The organism is Hyphomonas sp. (assembly GCF_041398385.1).
In the GTDB taxonomy this organism is placed as follows: Bacteria; Pseudomonadota; Alphaproteobacteria; order Caulobacterales; family Hyphomonadaceae; genus Hyphomonas.
The window spans coordinates 380,401-393,096 of the sequence record NZ_JAWKUW010000002.1 but is presented as its reverse complement, the minus strand read 5'-3'; the positions used below and the strand labels follow the sequence as shown (position 1 = coordinate 393,096).

Genomic DNA, 12,696 nt, shown 5'->3' with positions numbered 1-12,696 from the left:
GCGGGGCCTTTCACCGGTATTTGTCCGGGTTCGCTTAGTGCACGCTGAGCGGTTTGAGATCGTGCATCCGGGCAGCTGCAAACGCAGCTTCCCGACCCTCGACAATGGCGAGGCGCTCGCCATCGGCCGAAGAGACCACAAACAGGTCTTCCGGACGGGTCACACCTTCCAGGGCGTTGGGCGGCACCATGTCCCGCACCTCATCTGCATCCAGGTGTCGGATATAGACGAAGGTTTCCCGCTCAAACGGGTTCAGGTTTTCGTCGTTCAACATCTCGGCACTCCTTTCCGTCGTTCGACAGATACGGCGAACCAGGGTGCAGAGTGCACCTTTCGTTCCCTTTCAAGGTGGGGTGCAATTGTGGCGCTTCAAGTGCGCGAGTAAGGCTTCATCTGGGAGGCGGTTCACAGAAATGTGCGGCAAATATCCCGTTCCAGCCTCCGCCGCTTGCACCCGCCGCCCGGACGCCGCATCTTCAGGCTGAGGAGTCGCAACATGAAATTCCGGAACCTGACTGAACGACAAATCCTGAAGGCGCAGCAGGAAGGACAGTTCGAGAACCTGAAAGGCGCCGGAAAGCCGCTTGAACTCAGTGCAGATACGGGCGGTATCGAAGCCATCGGCTATCGCATCATGGCCGAAGCCGGAGCGCTGCCGCGCGAAATCGAACTCCGCAAGAAGATTGAGGAACAGCGTCGCGTCCTTCGCGAAACGACGGACGAGCACACCCGGAAGCAGGAAGCCGCAAAGCTCGCCGAGCTTCAGCTGAGACTCGACATGGAACAGGAAGCGCGTCGCCGGTTTTTCGGGAACTGAAGGTCGCGCAACGGTCGAGCAGGCCTATTCGGGCCCTTTGTGACAGGCAACGTGCAGTGTGAGGAATGGTGGAGCCAAGGGGAGTCGAACCCCTGACCTCTTGCATGCCATGCAAGCGCTCTCCCAACTGAGCTATGGCCCCGAACCGGGAAGAGCGCGGTTTATCCCCGCCTCTTCCGGCTTTCAAGTCTAATCTTCATCTTCATCGTCAATGACGAGGTCGTCGTCGCCATCCTCGTCGATTTCGAAGTCTTCGTCTTCGTCGTCGTCCAGCAGGATGTCATCTTCATCGTCGTCATCGACATTGTCTTCGGAGAAGCCGGTCGGCACTTTCGCAGGGGCGACTTCCTCGTCGTCCTCGTCCTCGGCGCCTTCAAGGATGACATCGTCGTCATCGTCGCCGAGTTCCTTGGCGTCGTCATCGTCGCCGACGACATCATCCTCGTCATCGGCGTCGGAATCGTCGTCGTCGCGGGCGACCGCGGCGGACTCATCCTCGTCGTCATAATCCTCGTCATCGTCCTCGGACTTGACGGCAGCACGGGCGGCCTTCGCCTTCACTTTCGTGATGGTGGTGCGGATCACCTCGTCTTCGGGATCGAATTCCTCACCGCACTTGGGGCACACGGCCGGGCGCTTGTTGAGGTCGTAGAAACGGGCTTCGCAGGACGGGCATACCTGCTTGATTCCGAGCTTGTCTTTCGACACGGGGGGCTCGCCTCCTCAGCATATCTGTAAATTTGGTCTGGGCGGGCGCTTGCCATGAACGCCGCGCGCTGTCAAAGCCCCAAATTCACGCGTTGAGCAGCAGCGGAACCCTTCATGGTCTGGACCAGCCGTCCCGTCAAAAACCTGTCAGGCGCCGTGCGCGCGCCGGGCGACAAATCCTGCAGCCACCGGGCGCTGATTTTCGGGGGCCTCGCGGACGGCACCAGCCGTTTCACCGGCCTGCTGGAAGGTGACGACGTCCTGCGCACCGGCGCAGCGATGGCGGCCCTCGGCGCCAAGGTCCAGCGGCTGGAAGGCGGCGAATGGATCGTCACGGGCGTCGGCGCCAAGGGCCTCGAATCGCCCATCGATATTCTCGATTTCGGCAATTCCGGCACGGGTTCCCGCCTGATGATGGGCGTCATGGCAGGCCACGCGCTCACCGCAAGCCTCACGGGCGACGAGAGCCTTCGGTCACGCCCGATGAACCGCATCCTGACGCCGCTGCGCCAGATGGGCCTCTCCGACACGGCGGGCCCGGACGGCCGCCTGCCCTTTTCGATCACCGGCACCCGCGCCCTGCGCGCCATCACTTATGCTCCGCCTCAGGCCTCGGCTCAGGTCAAGTCGGCCGTCCTGCTGGCGGGTCTCTCGGCTGAAGGGACGACCGTGGTGGAAGAGGCAAAGCCCACCCGCGACCATACCGAGCGGATGCTGCGCGGCTTCGGCGCCGAAGTCGGCGTGGAGCGCAAGCCGGGCGAACCAATCCGTGTCTCGATCCGGGGCGGGCAGACGCTGCATGCCGTCGAAGCCGAGATTCCGGGCGACCCGTCATCTGCCGCTTTCCTGGTCGCGGCCGGCATCCTGTCACCGGGCGGCGATGTCACCGTCGAAGGCGTGATGTCGAACCCGACCCGCTCCGGCTTCTATGATGTCGCGAACCTAATGGGCGCCCATCTCGGCGCCGAGGAATGTGGCGAGGCCGCGGGCGAGCGCCTGATCAATGTCGCCGCCGGCTATGCGCAGCTGAAAGGCATCGTTGTGCCCGAGCGTTATGTGCCCTCCATGATCGACGAATTCCCGATCCTCGCCGTCCTCGCCGCCTTTGCCGAAGGCGAAACGGTTGTGACCGGTGCAGAAGAACTGCGCGTCAAGGAATCCGACCGGATCGGCGCCACCGTCGCCATGCTACGCGCCAATGGCGTCGAGGCCGAAGAGACGCCGGACGGCTTCATCGTGCAGGGCTGTGCCGGCAAGGTGCCGGGCGGCGGCCTCGTCGAAACCCGCCACGACCATCGCATCGCCATGAGCGCCCTCATCATGGGCAGCGCGGCGCAGAAGCCGGTCAGCGTCGACGACATCGCCATGATCGACACGTCCTATCCCGACTTCATGGCCCACATGGCCGCCCTCGGAGCCGATATTTCGGAGACCTGATGCCTCGCCTCATCCTTCATGCCGGGGATTTGCTGGAGGTCGACACCGACGTCATCGTCAATGCTGCAAACTCGTCGTTGCTGGGCGGTGGCGGGGTCGACGGCGCGATCCACCGGGCCGCCGGACCAGCGTTAAAAGAGGCGTGCCGGCTGCTCGCCCCCTGCCCGCCGGGGGAGGTGCGCGTCACCGAAGGCTTCGGGCTCGCCCCGCGTCTTATCTTCCACACGGTCGGCCCGATCTGGCAGGGCGGACAGCGGAACGAGGCGGACATACTCGCGAATTGCTACCGCAACTGCCTGGGCGAACTTAGCCGGCGAGGCCTTGGCCGCATCGCCTTCCCGGCCATTTCGACCGGCGCTTATGGCTATCCGGCCGCCGCCGCGGCCCGGATTGCGGTCATGGTGTGCAGCCGGCACCCGGCCGCACAAGGCAAGGACATCGTCTTCGCCGCCTTCGACCCGCAGAACCGGGCCGCCCTCGCCTCAGCGATGAATGCGCTTCCGTAAACCAACAAGGTCCGCCAGCAGAACGACGTATTCGCCGGTACGGTTCTTGCTGTGACATGTCTCTGGTTAATCATGAAAAGAGGCGGCACGGTGTCCGCAGTGCTCTTGAAATCACTCGTTCTGGGCGGCCTTGGCGCCCTGGTCCTCGCCCTCATGGCCTGGCCGAAGCCTGAATTGCGCGCCGATACCGGTCCTGCTGTCACCGTTGCCAGCCCCTCTCCGATCCAGCGATGCATGAATATGGGCGGCGCGCTGGAAGCAGAATGGGAAGGCTATTGGGGCTATACCGTGCGCCGGGAAGACCTCGAAACCCTCGCCGCGACCGGGTTCGATACCATCCGCCTGCCCGTGCGGGTGTCGGCCTATACGGGCACCGCCCCGCCCTATACGATTTCCGCAGATCTGCTCGCCCGGATGGATGAAATTGTCGGCTGGGCCACAGGTCTCGGCCTCAACATCATTCTCGATGTCCACCACTACGAAGCCCTGATGGAAACGCCCGGCATCGAACTGCCGCGGCTGGAAGCGATCTGGGACCAGCTCGCCGCCCATTATGCCGGCGCGCCTGACACCGTGATGTTCGAGATCATCAATGAACCGTTCGGGGAAATGACGCCCCAGCTGACCAATCGCACGAATGAAGCAATCCTGCGCCGCATACGGACGACCAATCCGGATCGTTGGGTGATCCTCGGCACGCCGCTCTGGGGCGGCCTTGACGGCATGCTGAAGCTCGACCCGCCGGAAGACAAGCGCGTCATCGCCGGCTTCCACTACTACATACCGTTCGACTTCACCCACCAGGGCGCGACCTGGATGGAAGACGCGCCGCCACGCGGCGCTGTGTGGGGAACGTTCGCTGACGAAAAGGCGCTGCAGGCCGACTTCGGCAAGGCAGCTGCCTGGCAGCGGCGCACCGGCGTGCCGATCCTTGTCGGAGAGTTCGGCGTGCTCCGCAGCGTGGATCCGGCACAGCGCGGCCCCTGGACGCGCGCCGTGCGCGAGGCGTCGGAGCGCAACGGCATGGGCTGGTGCTACTGGGACTGGGGCACCGAATTCGCCGCCTGGGACCAGCAGCAAAATGACTGGGTCGAACCCGTCCGCGCCGCCCTTCTGGACACAGCACCATGATGCGCGGCAGCACCACGTTCGCTCCGGACACAGATGAAACCCGGTATGGCACGCTGATCGCGGCCATCATGGTCGTCACCCGCAGTGCGGCAATCGAACAGTCGGCGGCGCGCTATGTCTCCGAATCCCTGAACAATAGCGGCGCCATGGCGCTGGCCCTGCTGATGTGCGTGGCGCTGGGCGCGGTAATCCTTGTCGATGTGCCGCATCGCCTGGCACGAGCGCTGGCGGCGGCCTGGCCGATGTTTGCCTTCTGCGGCTTTTCGCTCGCCAGCGCGATCTGGTCTACAGTGCCGGCCTCCACCACACAGGAAACGCTGCATGTGATCTTCACGGTTGTCGCCGCAACATTTCTCGCCGCGCTGACAAGCTGGCGCCAGCTGATCCGGGGCATGGCGATCGGCCTTGTTGCCGTTTCGCTCGCGTCCCTGCTGACCATCCCCTTCGGCGGGATCGATCAGGACATTCATGCCGGCGCCCTGCAGGGCTTCTGGGAAGAGAAGAATGGCGCCGGACAGGTTTATGCCTATGCCGGCATCGCCTGCGCGAGCCTTGCGGCGCTTGAACGCCGGCCCACCTGGCTGTGGGGCGTCCCGGTCATGGGCCTGCTGACCGTCCTCTCGGATTCCACCACATCGCTGCTGTGCCTGATGCTGGGCCTCGCGATCCTCAGCGGCATATTCCTGGCCGGCAACCGCCATCCCGGTCGCGCGATCCTGATCTTCTGGGCCACGGCCGTGAGTGTGGGCTTCGGCATCCTGATCTGGCTCAACTTCGAAGACCAGATCTTCGCCCTTCTGGGCAAGGATCCGACCCTGACCGGACGGTCGGAAGTCTGGGAATCGGTCCTGCGTCGGATCGAGGAACGCCCCTGGATCGGCTATGGCTATCATGCCTTCTGGGATGAGGCCTCGCCTTATGCCCGCTGGGTCCGCCACGAAGTGGCATTCGACGTCTTCAACGCGCACTCCAGCTGGCTCGAAGCGATGCTGTCGGTGGGGCTGATCGGCACCAGCCTGCTCGTCTGGTTTGCCGTGCGGTCGATCCTCGGCGCGGGTGGCGGGGTCTTCCTGCCGGACGACAACCGCCGCTTCGCCCTGCCGATCCTGCTCGCCATGCTCGTCATTTCCCTGTCAGAAAGCATCCTGATCGGCGCCGCCGGCATCGGCTGGTTCGTGTATCTCGCTTTCGGCATCAAGGCCGCCATGGGCCCGGCCATCTCCCCCACCGCCCAGCCCCTCTCGCTGCGCCGGATGAAGGCCAGCACGGATGTCATCTATCTCTAAATCCGGATGGCAATTGATCCCGGCGCTTGACTATCCCGGCGCCCTGCCCCACTCCCCGCCGCCATGATCATCGCAATCGACGGCACGACAGCTTCCGGAAAAGGCACAATCGCCAAGCGGCTCGCCGCCTGGTACGGCCTGCCGCACATGGACACCGGGCGGCTCTACCGGGCCACCGCCATCGCCGCGCTGAAACACAGCGTGCCGCTGAATGACGAGGCCCGCCTCGCAAGCATCGCCGCCTCTCTCGACCTCGACGATTTCGAGGAATCGGAGCTGCGCACGGCGGACGCCGGCAAGGCAGCCTCTGTCGTGAGCGCCCTGCCCCTGGTGCGCAAGGCCCTGTTCGAACTGCAGCGCGCTTTCGCCCTGCGCGAGGGCGGCGCCCTGCTCGACGGGCGCGACATCGGCACGGTGATCGCTCCGGATGCCGACGTGAAGCTATGGGTCGATGCCGCGGTGGAACAGCGGGCAGAGCGGCGCTGGAAGGAATTGCGCGCCAATGGCGACGGCGTGACGCTGGACCGGGTGATCGAACAGCTGCGCGAACGCGACATGCGCGACCAGAACCGGGCCGATGCGCCGGCAAAGATGGCGGCAGATGCCGTCTTGATCGATACCACCGACCTGACTATAGAGGCCGCAGTGGAAAAGGCGCTGGCTGCCGTTGAGGCCGTCCTCGCCCGTGGAAACCGCACCTGAAGGGGCTTTTTAAGCCTCAAATCCAAACAGGTCGCACCACTTCAAAGTTAAGAGACCACGCTCTCGGGTCGTTCCAGCAGGCCGCAATGGTGCGCGCCTGCATTCAACCGTTCGCCCCGCCTCAGGAACCTTACATGTCTAATTCAATGAACCCCTCCACCGACGATTTCGCCGCAATGTTCGAAACCTCGGCCGCCGCTGCAGCGATGCAGGAAGGCCAGGTCGTTGCGGCCACCGTCATCCGTATCGAAAACGACTTCGTGCTCGTCGATATCGGCCTCAAGACCGAAGGCCGCATCCCGGCCCGCGAATTCTCCATGGAAGACGAGCCGCCGAAGCCCGGCGCCATCGTCGACGTCTATCTCGACCGCATCGAAAACGCCCTCGGCGACGCTGTCCTGTCGCGTGACAAGGCCCGCCGCGAAGAGCGCTGGATCAAGCTCGAAAAGAGCTTCACCGCCAACGAGCCGGTCAAGGGCGCCATCTCCGGCCGCGTCAAGGGCGGCTTCACCGTCGACCTCGGCGGCGTCAACGCCTTCCTTCCGGGCTCCCAGGTGGACATCCGCCCGGTGCGCGATGTCGGCCCGCTGATGGGCGAAGTTCAGCCCTTCGCGATCCTCAAGCTCGACCGCCAGCGCGGCAACATCGTTGTCTCGCGCCGCGCGATCCTCGAAGAGAGCCGCGCCGAACAGCGCGCAGAGATCGTCTCCGACATGGCAGAGGGCGATGTCCGCAAAGGCGTCGTCAAGAACATCACCGACTACGGTGCGTTCGTTGACCTCGGCGGCATCGACGGCCTGCTGCACGTCACCGACATGTCCTACAAGCGCATCAACCACCCGTCGCAGGTGGTCGAGGTCGGCCAGGAAGTCGAAGTCCAGATCATCAAGATCAACCCGGAGACCCAGCGTATCTCGCTCGGCATGAAACAGCTGGGTTCGGATCCGTGGGATGGCATCGACGTGCGTTACCCGGTCGGCGCGCGCCTCAAGGGCATCGTGACCAACATCACCGACTACGGCGCCTTCGTGGAGCTGGAAGACGGTGTCGAGGGCCTGATCCACGTCTCCGAAATGAGCTGGACCAAGAAGAACGTGCACCCCGGCAAGATCCTCTCGACCTCTCAGGAAGTCGATGTGGAAGTGCTGGACGTCGACAGCGACAAGCGCCGCATCTCGCTCGGCCTCAAGCAGACCATGGACAATCCGTGGTCGGCCTTCCTGGCAGAGCATCCGGTCGGCACCGAGATCGAAGGCGAAGTTCGTGGCATCACGGAATTCGGCCTGTTCGTCGGCCTCGGTCCGGACCTCGACGGCATGGTCCACATCAACGACATCGCCTGGGACAAGTCGGGCGATCAGGCGATCGAAGCCTTCAACAAGGGCGATACGGTGCGCGCGAAAGTGCTCGACGTGGATGTCGACAAGGAGCGTATCTCGCTCGGCATCAAGCAGCTCTCCGGCGATCCGATTGAATCGCAGGAAGGCAGCACCGGCGGCGGCATCAAGCGTGGCGCAACCGTCACCTGCACGGTCACCGAAGTCCAGTCGGGTGGCATCGAGGTCGAATTCGGCAGCCCGCCGATGAAGTCCTTTATCCGCCGTTCGGACCTCTCGCGCGACCGCGCCGATCAGCGTCCGGAGCGTTTCGCGGTCGGCGACAAGGTCGACGCGAAAGTCACCCAGGTCGACCGTTCGACGCGCCGCGTCTCGCTGTCGATCAAGGCGCTCGAAATCGCTGAAGAGGCAGAGGCCGTTGCACAGTACGGGTCGGCAGATGCCGGCGCGTCGCTGGGCGACATCCTCGGCGCCGCCCTCGCCTCCTCGGGCGTTGGCAAGGCCGAGCCGAAGAAAGCCGCAGCCAAGGCCGACACCTCGGCCATGGACACCCGCGGCCGCCTCTCCGGCGCCCAGGGCGATGCTGACGATCTGAAGCAGATCAAAGGCGTCGGTCCGGCTTTCGAGAAGAAGCTGAATGAAGCAGGCATCTACCACTTCTGGCAGATCGCGGCGCTGAACGACGCCCAGATCGCGGAACTGGAAGAAGAACTGTCCTTCCAGGGCCGCATGGAACGCGACGACTGGAAAGGTCAGGCCGAAAGCTTCATGAACGAAGCCTGATCAAGTAAATCGGGGAATTTCCTCCCCTAAATTTCTTGCAATGTTTGCGGCGGGGGCCTAGCGCTCCCGCCGCAAATACGTTTTAAGATCAACCACATGCTGAAGTCCGAACTGATTGCAAAACTCGCATCGGAATATTCGCACCTTCGCCAGGAAGACCTGGAGAAAGTCGTGAATGTCGTCCTTGACGAGATTGGAGACGCCCTCGCCCGGGGCGACCGAGTGGAACTGCGTGGATTCGGCGCCTTTTCCGTCCGCAAGCGCGATTCCCGCAAAGGTCGCAATCCACGCACCGGCGAACCCGTGGAAGTGCCCGCCAAGGCCGTTCCCTTCTTCAAGGCCGGCAAGGAGCTGCGCGCCCGCGTCAATGGCGGCGAAGACCCAGAGGCGAGATAATCCCGCTCAACTCGCGTTCATGTTGAGCTGTCTTGACCCCAAATCCGAATAGTATGATCAAATCCGGAAGGCGTTTGGGATTGAAGCCTCGCGAAAGGGGATCGTAATGCTCAAGGAATTCAAGGAATTCGCGATGAAGGGCAACCTCATCGACATGGCCGTCGGCTTTGTTATGGGGGGTGCATTCGCAACAGTAGTAACGGCGTTTATACAGGGCGTGTTCCTGCCGATCCTCGCCCCGGTGTTGGGCGGCATCGACTTGTCCTCTCTCAAGCTGACCATCGTCCAGGAACAGCTCGACGCCGCTGGCGAAGTCGTGAAGCCCGCCGCGATCATGGAAATCGGCAGCTTCATCTCTGCCGTCATCTCGTTCCTGATCGTCGCCTTCGTGATGTTCATGCTTATCAAGGGCATGAACAAGATGAAGAAGGCCGAAGAAGCTGCACCGCCACCGGCCCCGCCGCGTCAGGAAGTGCTGCTCGAAGAAATCCGCAACCTGCTGGCCAAACAGTCCTAGCGGGCCCCTGCGGTCATCCCGTTCGGGTTCTGTTAATGTTCAATGCATTAAGGTCCGGACAGTAGAGTAAACGAGTAGAGTGTGAGGGGCGGCCTGTTTGGCCGCCCTTCTTTTTTGTTCGACCAGCCCTAGGTCGATCGCTCATGAAAGCAATTGTCTTCGGAACATCGGGCGGCCTCGGCCGGGCGCTCGCGCAAGGTCTCGTTGCGCGCGGCCGGCATCACGAGATCTACGCCGTCTCACGCCATGGCGATCCTCTGGACGGCGCCATCTCCCTTGCCGCGGATTTTACCGACGAACCCGCCCTCGCCGGCATCGCCCGCAAGCTAATCGGGCCGGAACCGCTGGCGCTCTGCCTCTTCGCCGGGGGGCTGCTCAGCGATGGCGCAGGCCTTCAGCCGGAAAAGACCTACCGGCACCAGACCGCTGCGAATTTCCAGAGGGTCTTCGAGGCCAACACCATCGCCCCTGCCCTTGTGGCAAAGCACATGTTGCCGCTGATGCCGAAGCACGGGCGCAGCGTATTTGCAGCCCTGTCCGCCCGGGTCGGGTCGATCTCCGACAATCGGCTCGGCGGCTGGCACGCTTACCGGGCATCCAAGTCCGCGCTCAACATGCTGATCCGCAATTATGCCATCGAACAGGCGCACCGGGCACCAGGCTGCATTTGCGTGGCCCTACATCCCGGCACGGTGGACACACGCCTCTCCCGGCCGTTTCAGGCGAATGTGCCGGGCGGTCGCCTGTTCCCCCCGCAGCAGTCGGCCGCGTATCTGCTGGACGTCATCGACCGTCTGGGGCCGGACGATTCCGGCAAATGCCTCGACTGGGGCGGACGGGAAATCCCGTCCTGATGTCAGACCGGCGGTTCGCCGTTAGCGGCAAGCACTTCGCCGGCGAGATAGAGCGATCCGCAAATCAGGATCCGGTCGGCGCCTGTGGCAGCCGCAGCCTTCAGGCCCGCCTCAAGGCTCTCGCAGGTGACAGCCTCCAGCCCGGCCGTCCGCGCAGCCTCTGCCAGGGCTTCCGGCTCGGCCGCCCGATGGCCGGGTGCATTCGGCACGGTGAACACGTCAGGCTTCAGGTAGCGGAAGGGCAGGAAAAACCCGGTCGCATCCTTTGACGCCAGCATGGCCGAGACGAGCACCGTCTTTCCCGGCTGCTGCTTCAGGTGGCGGGCAATCGCCCGGGCGGCGTGCGGATTGTGGCCGCCATCCAGCCAGAGCTCCACACCCGGCACAAGGGCCGTTAGCGGGCCGGGTTTAAGGCGCTGCATCCGGGCTGGCCAGGTCGCCGTGCGCGCGCCCTCGAAGATCGCGTCCTGCGTGATGCGCGTCGAATTGCCGAACAGCTGCATCGCCATGGCGGCAAGCGCCGCATTGGCCCGCTGGTGTTCCCCGATCAGGCCGAGGTCTTCCGGCATCGCATCGATAAAGTGGGCCTTCAGCCGGTAGTGCGGCGCCTTCATCTGCGCGGCTTCGGCGGCGATCACGTCATCGCACACCTTGCGCTGGATGGCGCTCAGCACCGGCCGGCCATAGCGGATGATGCCAGCCTTCTCGCCCGCAATCTTGCGCAGGTCCGATCCGAGAAAGGCCTTGTGGTCGAAATCCACCGGCGTGATCACGCACAGCGCCGGATCGTCGATCACATTGGTGGCGTCATAGCGCCCGCCAAGGCCCACTTCGAGGATCAGGAGATCCGCCGGCACTTCTGAAAAGGCCAGCATAGCCGTTGCCGTCGTCGCCTCGAAATGCGTGATCTCCTGGCCCCTGATCGCCTCATAAGTCCGGTCGAGCCAGCCGATGAGACGCGCGTCGTCGACGATCTCTCCGGCGAGCCGGATGCGCTCATTGAAGCGGACGAGGTGTGGGCTGGTGAAGACGTGCACCTTCAGGCCCGCCGCCTCGGCCATCGCCCGCATGAAGGCGCAGGTGCTCCCCTTCCCGTTCGTCCCGGCGACATGGATGACGGGCGGCAGCCGGTCCTGCGGACGGCCGAGCGCTTCGAGCGCGGTCTGGACGCGCCCGAGCGAGAGATGGATCACTTCAGGATAGAGGCCTTCGAAACGCTTGAGCGCCGCGTCAACGGCCGGACTGTTTCCGATCAAGCGTCTTTGGCCTTGGCGACATGGGTCTTCGGCGCGGTGAGCGAGGCCGGGAGACTGTCACTGCTGCGGCGCGACTTCGGCATCAGCATGCCGAGCACCCGCGAGAGCGTCTCTTTCATCTTCCGCCGGTCGATCACGATATCGACCTGTCCCTTTTCACGCAGGAATTCGGCGCGCTGGAAGCCCTTGGGCAGGCTCTCACGGATCGTCTGCTCGATCACGCGCGGCCCGGAGAAGGCGATCATCGCGCCCGGCTCGGCAATGTGCACGTCGCCCAGCATCGCATAGGAGGCCGACACGCCGCCCGAGGTCGGATCGGTCAGCACGACGACATAGGGCAGCTTCGCTTCGGCGAGTTCATTGATGGCCAGCGTCGTGCGCGGCATCTGCATCAGGCTCAGCGTGCCTTCCTGCATCCGCGCGCCGCCGGAAGCGGTGCAGACGACAAAGGCCGCTTTGCGGGCGAGCGCCATGTGCGCCGCAGTGATAAAGCCCCTCGCCGGCCGCCATGCCGAGCGAGCTGCCCATGAAGGCAAAGTCCTGAACCAGCACGACCGCGGGCACGCCGCCGATCTTGCCATAGGCCGCCACCATGCAGTCATCCTGCAGCAGCGGCGCGCCACCGCCCTCGGTTTCCTTCTTCTCCCGCGCAGCGATCTTTGCCTTGGCAGCCTTGAGGCGGGCCGGATAGGGCTTGTCGTCCTTGAACTTCAGCGGGTCCATCGGAACTTCCGGCAGCTCGATCGGCTCCCAGCGTTCGTCGTCGAACAGAAGGCGGAAGCGCGTGCGCGGGGAAATGCGCAGATGCGCCCCGGCCGGCGTCACATGCCAGTTTTCCTCAAGATCGGTCTTGTAGACGAGTTCACCGGAAACAGGACATTTCACCCACAGATCGTCGGGCGTGTCCTTCTTGTTGGTGAGCATGGTCTTCAGGCCCGGAGGCGTGACCTTGTTGATCCAGTTCAT

The 12,696-nt window shown here is 63.9% G+C and carries 13 protein-coding genes, 1 tRNA gene and 1 pseudogene; 10 read left to right on the top strand and 5 right to left on the bottom strand.

Translation table 11 applies throughout. From position 1 onward, the window contains the following. Positions 1 to 34: 34 nt before the first annotated feature. Positions 35 to 274 (bottom strand): DUF1150 family protein, encoded by a 240-nt coding sequence (locus tag R3C13_RS06725; RefSeq protein WP_371310049.1) that lies wholly within the window; start codon positions 272 to 274, stop codon positions 35 to 37. A 222-nt stretch (positions 275 to 496) separates the two neighbouring features. On the opposite strand from R3C13_RS06725, the gene R3C13_RS06720 reads away from it, so the two are divergent. Beyond that, positions 497 to 817 carry a DUF1992 domain-containing protein gene (locus R3C13_RS06720; RefSeq protein ID WP_371310048.1) on the top strand — a complete coding sequence of 107 codons (321 nt, stop codon included), beginning with the start codon at positions 497 to 499 and terminating at the stop codon, positions 815 to 817. A 66-nt stretch (positions 818 to 883) separates the two neighbouring features. Here R3C13_RS06720 and R3C13_RS06715 read toward each other — a convergent pair. Then, positions 884 to 959 (bottom strand) — tRNA-Ala (locus tag R3C13_RS06715). A gap of 47 nt (positions 960 to 1,006) precedes the next feature. Further along, a complete protein-coding gene (locus R3C13_RS06710; protein WP_371310047.1) occupies positions 1,007 to 1,525 on the bottom strand; it encodes a TIGR02300 family protein in 519 nt (172 codons plus the stop codon). Positions 1,526 to 1,639: 114 nt separating this feature from the next. Here R3C13_RS06710 and aroA point away from each other — a divergent pair, with 114 nt between their 5' ends. From aroA to R3C13_RS06665, 9 genes are all read left to right on the top strand, one after another. Then, positions 1,640 to 2,962, top strand: a complete 1,323-nt coding sequence (gene aroA / locus R3C13_RS06705) for a 3-phosphoshikimate 1-carboxyvinyltransferase (protein WP_371310046.1) — start codon at positions 1,640 to 1,642, stop codon at positions 2,960 to 2,962. Continuing rightward, the gene (locus R3C13_RS06700; protein WP_371310045.1) at positions 2,962 to 3,468 is read left to right on the top strand and encodes a macro domain-containing protein; all 507 of its coding nucleotides are present in this window, start codon (positions 2,962 to 2,964) and stop codon (positions 3,466 to 3,468) included. The genes aroA and R3C13_RS06700 overlap by 1 nt, the downstream gene beginning before the upstream one ends. Positions 3,469 to 3,558: 90 nt before the next feature. Next, a complete protein-coding gene (locus tag R3C13_RS06695) occupies positions 3,559 to 4,599 on the top strand; it encodes a glycoside hydrolase family 5 protein (RefSeq protein ID WP_371310044.1) in 1,041 nt (346 codons plus the stop codon). Then, entirely contained in the window at positions 4,596 to 5,885 is a 1,290-nt protein-coding gene (locus tag R3C13_RS06690; protein WP_371310043.1) for an O-antigen ligase family protein, read from the top strand. The genes R3C13_RS06695 and R3C13_RS06690 overlap by 4 nt, the downstream gene beginning before the upstream one ends. 63 nt (positions 5,886 to 5,948) lie before the next feature. Then, positions 5,949 to 6,587, top strand: a complete 639-nt coding sequence (gene cmk, locus R3C13_RS06685) for a (d)CMP kinase (protein WP_371310042.1) — start codon at positions 5,949 to 5,951, stop codon at positions 6,585 to 6,587. A gap of 134 nt (positions 6,588 to 6,721) precedes the next feature. Further along, positions 6,722 to 8,707 (top strand): 30S ribosomal protein S1, encoded by a 1,986-nt coding sequence (gene rpsA, locus R3C13_RS06680; RefSeq protein WP_371310041.1) that lies wholly within the window; start codon positions 6,722 to 6,724, stop codon positions 8,705 to 8,707. A 96-nt stretch (positions 8,708 to 8,803) separates the two neighbouring features. Continuing rightward, complete coding sequence (locus R3C13_RS06675) at positions 8,804 to 9,103, top strand: integration host factor subunit beta (protein ID WP_371310040.1); 300 nt, start codon at positions 8,804 to 8,806, stop codon at positions 9,101 to 9,103. 106 nt (positions 9,104 to 9,209) lie between these two features. Then, entirely contained in the window at positions 9,210 to 9,620 is a 411-nt protein-coding gene (gene mscL, locus R3C13_RS06670) for a large conductance mechanosensitive channel protein MscL (protein ID WP_371310039.1), read from the top strand. A gap of 143 nt (positions 9,621 to 9,763) precedes the next feature. After that, positions 9,764 to 10,474, top strand: coding sequence for an SDR family NAD(P)-dependent oxidoreductase (locus tag R3C13_RS06665; protein ID WP_371310038.1), 711 nt, complete (start codon positions 9,764 to 9,766; stop codon positions 10,472 to 10,474). A gap of 2 nt (positions 10,475 to 10,476) precedes the next feature. Here R3C13_RS06665 and R3C13_RS06660 read toward each other — a convergent pair whose 3' ends face one another. Both R3C13_RS06660 and R3C13_RS06655 read right to left on the bottom strand, forming a co-directional pair. Next, positions 10,477 to 11,730, bottom strand: coding sequence for a folylpolyglutamate synthase/dihydrofolate synthase family protein (locus R3C13_RS06660; protein WP_371310037.1), 1,254 nt, complete (start codon positions 11,728 to 11,730; stop codon positions 10,477 to 10,479). Then, a pseudogene (locus tag R3C13_RS06655) lies at positions 11,727 to 12,696 on the bottom strand (acetyl-CoA carboxylase carboxyltransferase subunit beta). The gene R3C13_RS06660 and the pseudogene R3C13_RS06655 overlap by 4 nt, the downstream one beginning before the upstream one ends.

Excerpts from the sequence above, each read along its gene's own strand:
- R3C13_RS06725 (WP_371310049.1), bottom strand. The coding sequence starts at position 274 with ATGTTGAACGACGAAAACCTGAACCCGTTTGAGCGGGAAACCTTCGTC.
- R3C13_RS06720 (WP_371310048.1), top strand. The coding sequence starts at position 497 with ATGAAATTCCGGAACCTGACTGAACGACAAATCCTGAAGGCGCAGCAG.
- aroA (WP_371310046.1), top strand. The coding sequence starts at position 1,640 with ATGGTCTGGACCAGCCGTCCCGTCAAAAACCTGTCAGGCGCCGTGCGC.
- R3C13_RS06700 (WP_371310045.1), top strand. The coding sequence starts at position 2,962 with ATGCCTCGCCTCATCCTTCATGCCGGGGATTTGCTGGAGGTCGACACC.
- R3C13_RS06690 (WP_371310043.1), top strand. The coding sequence starts at position 4,596 with ATGATGCGCGGCAGCACCACGTTCGCTCCGGACACAGATGAAACCCGG.
- cmk (WP_371310042.1), top strand. The coding sequence starts at position 5,949 with ATGATCATCGCAATCGACGGCACGACAGCTTCCGGAAAAGGCACAATC.
- rpsA (WP_371310041.1), top strand. The coding sequence starts at position 6,722 with ATGTCTAATTCAATGAACCCCTCCACCGACGATTTCGCCGCAATGTTC.
- R3C13_RS06675 (WP_371310040.1), top strand. The coding sequence starts at position 8,804 with ATGCTGAAGTCCGAACTGATTGCAAAACTCGCATCGGAATATTCGCAC.
- mscL (WP_371310039.1), top strand. The coding sequence starts at position 9,210 with ATGCTCAAGGAATTCAAGGAATTCGCGATGAAGGGCAACCTCATCGAC.
- R3C13_RS06665 (WP_371310038.1), top strand. The coding sequence starts at position 9,764 with ATGAAAGCAATTGTCTTCGGAACATCGGGCGGCCTCGGCCGGGCGCTC.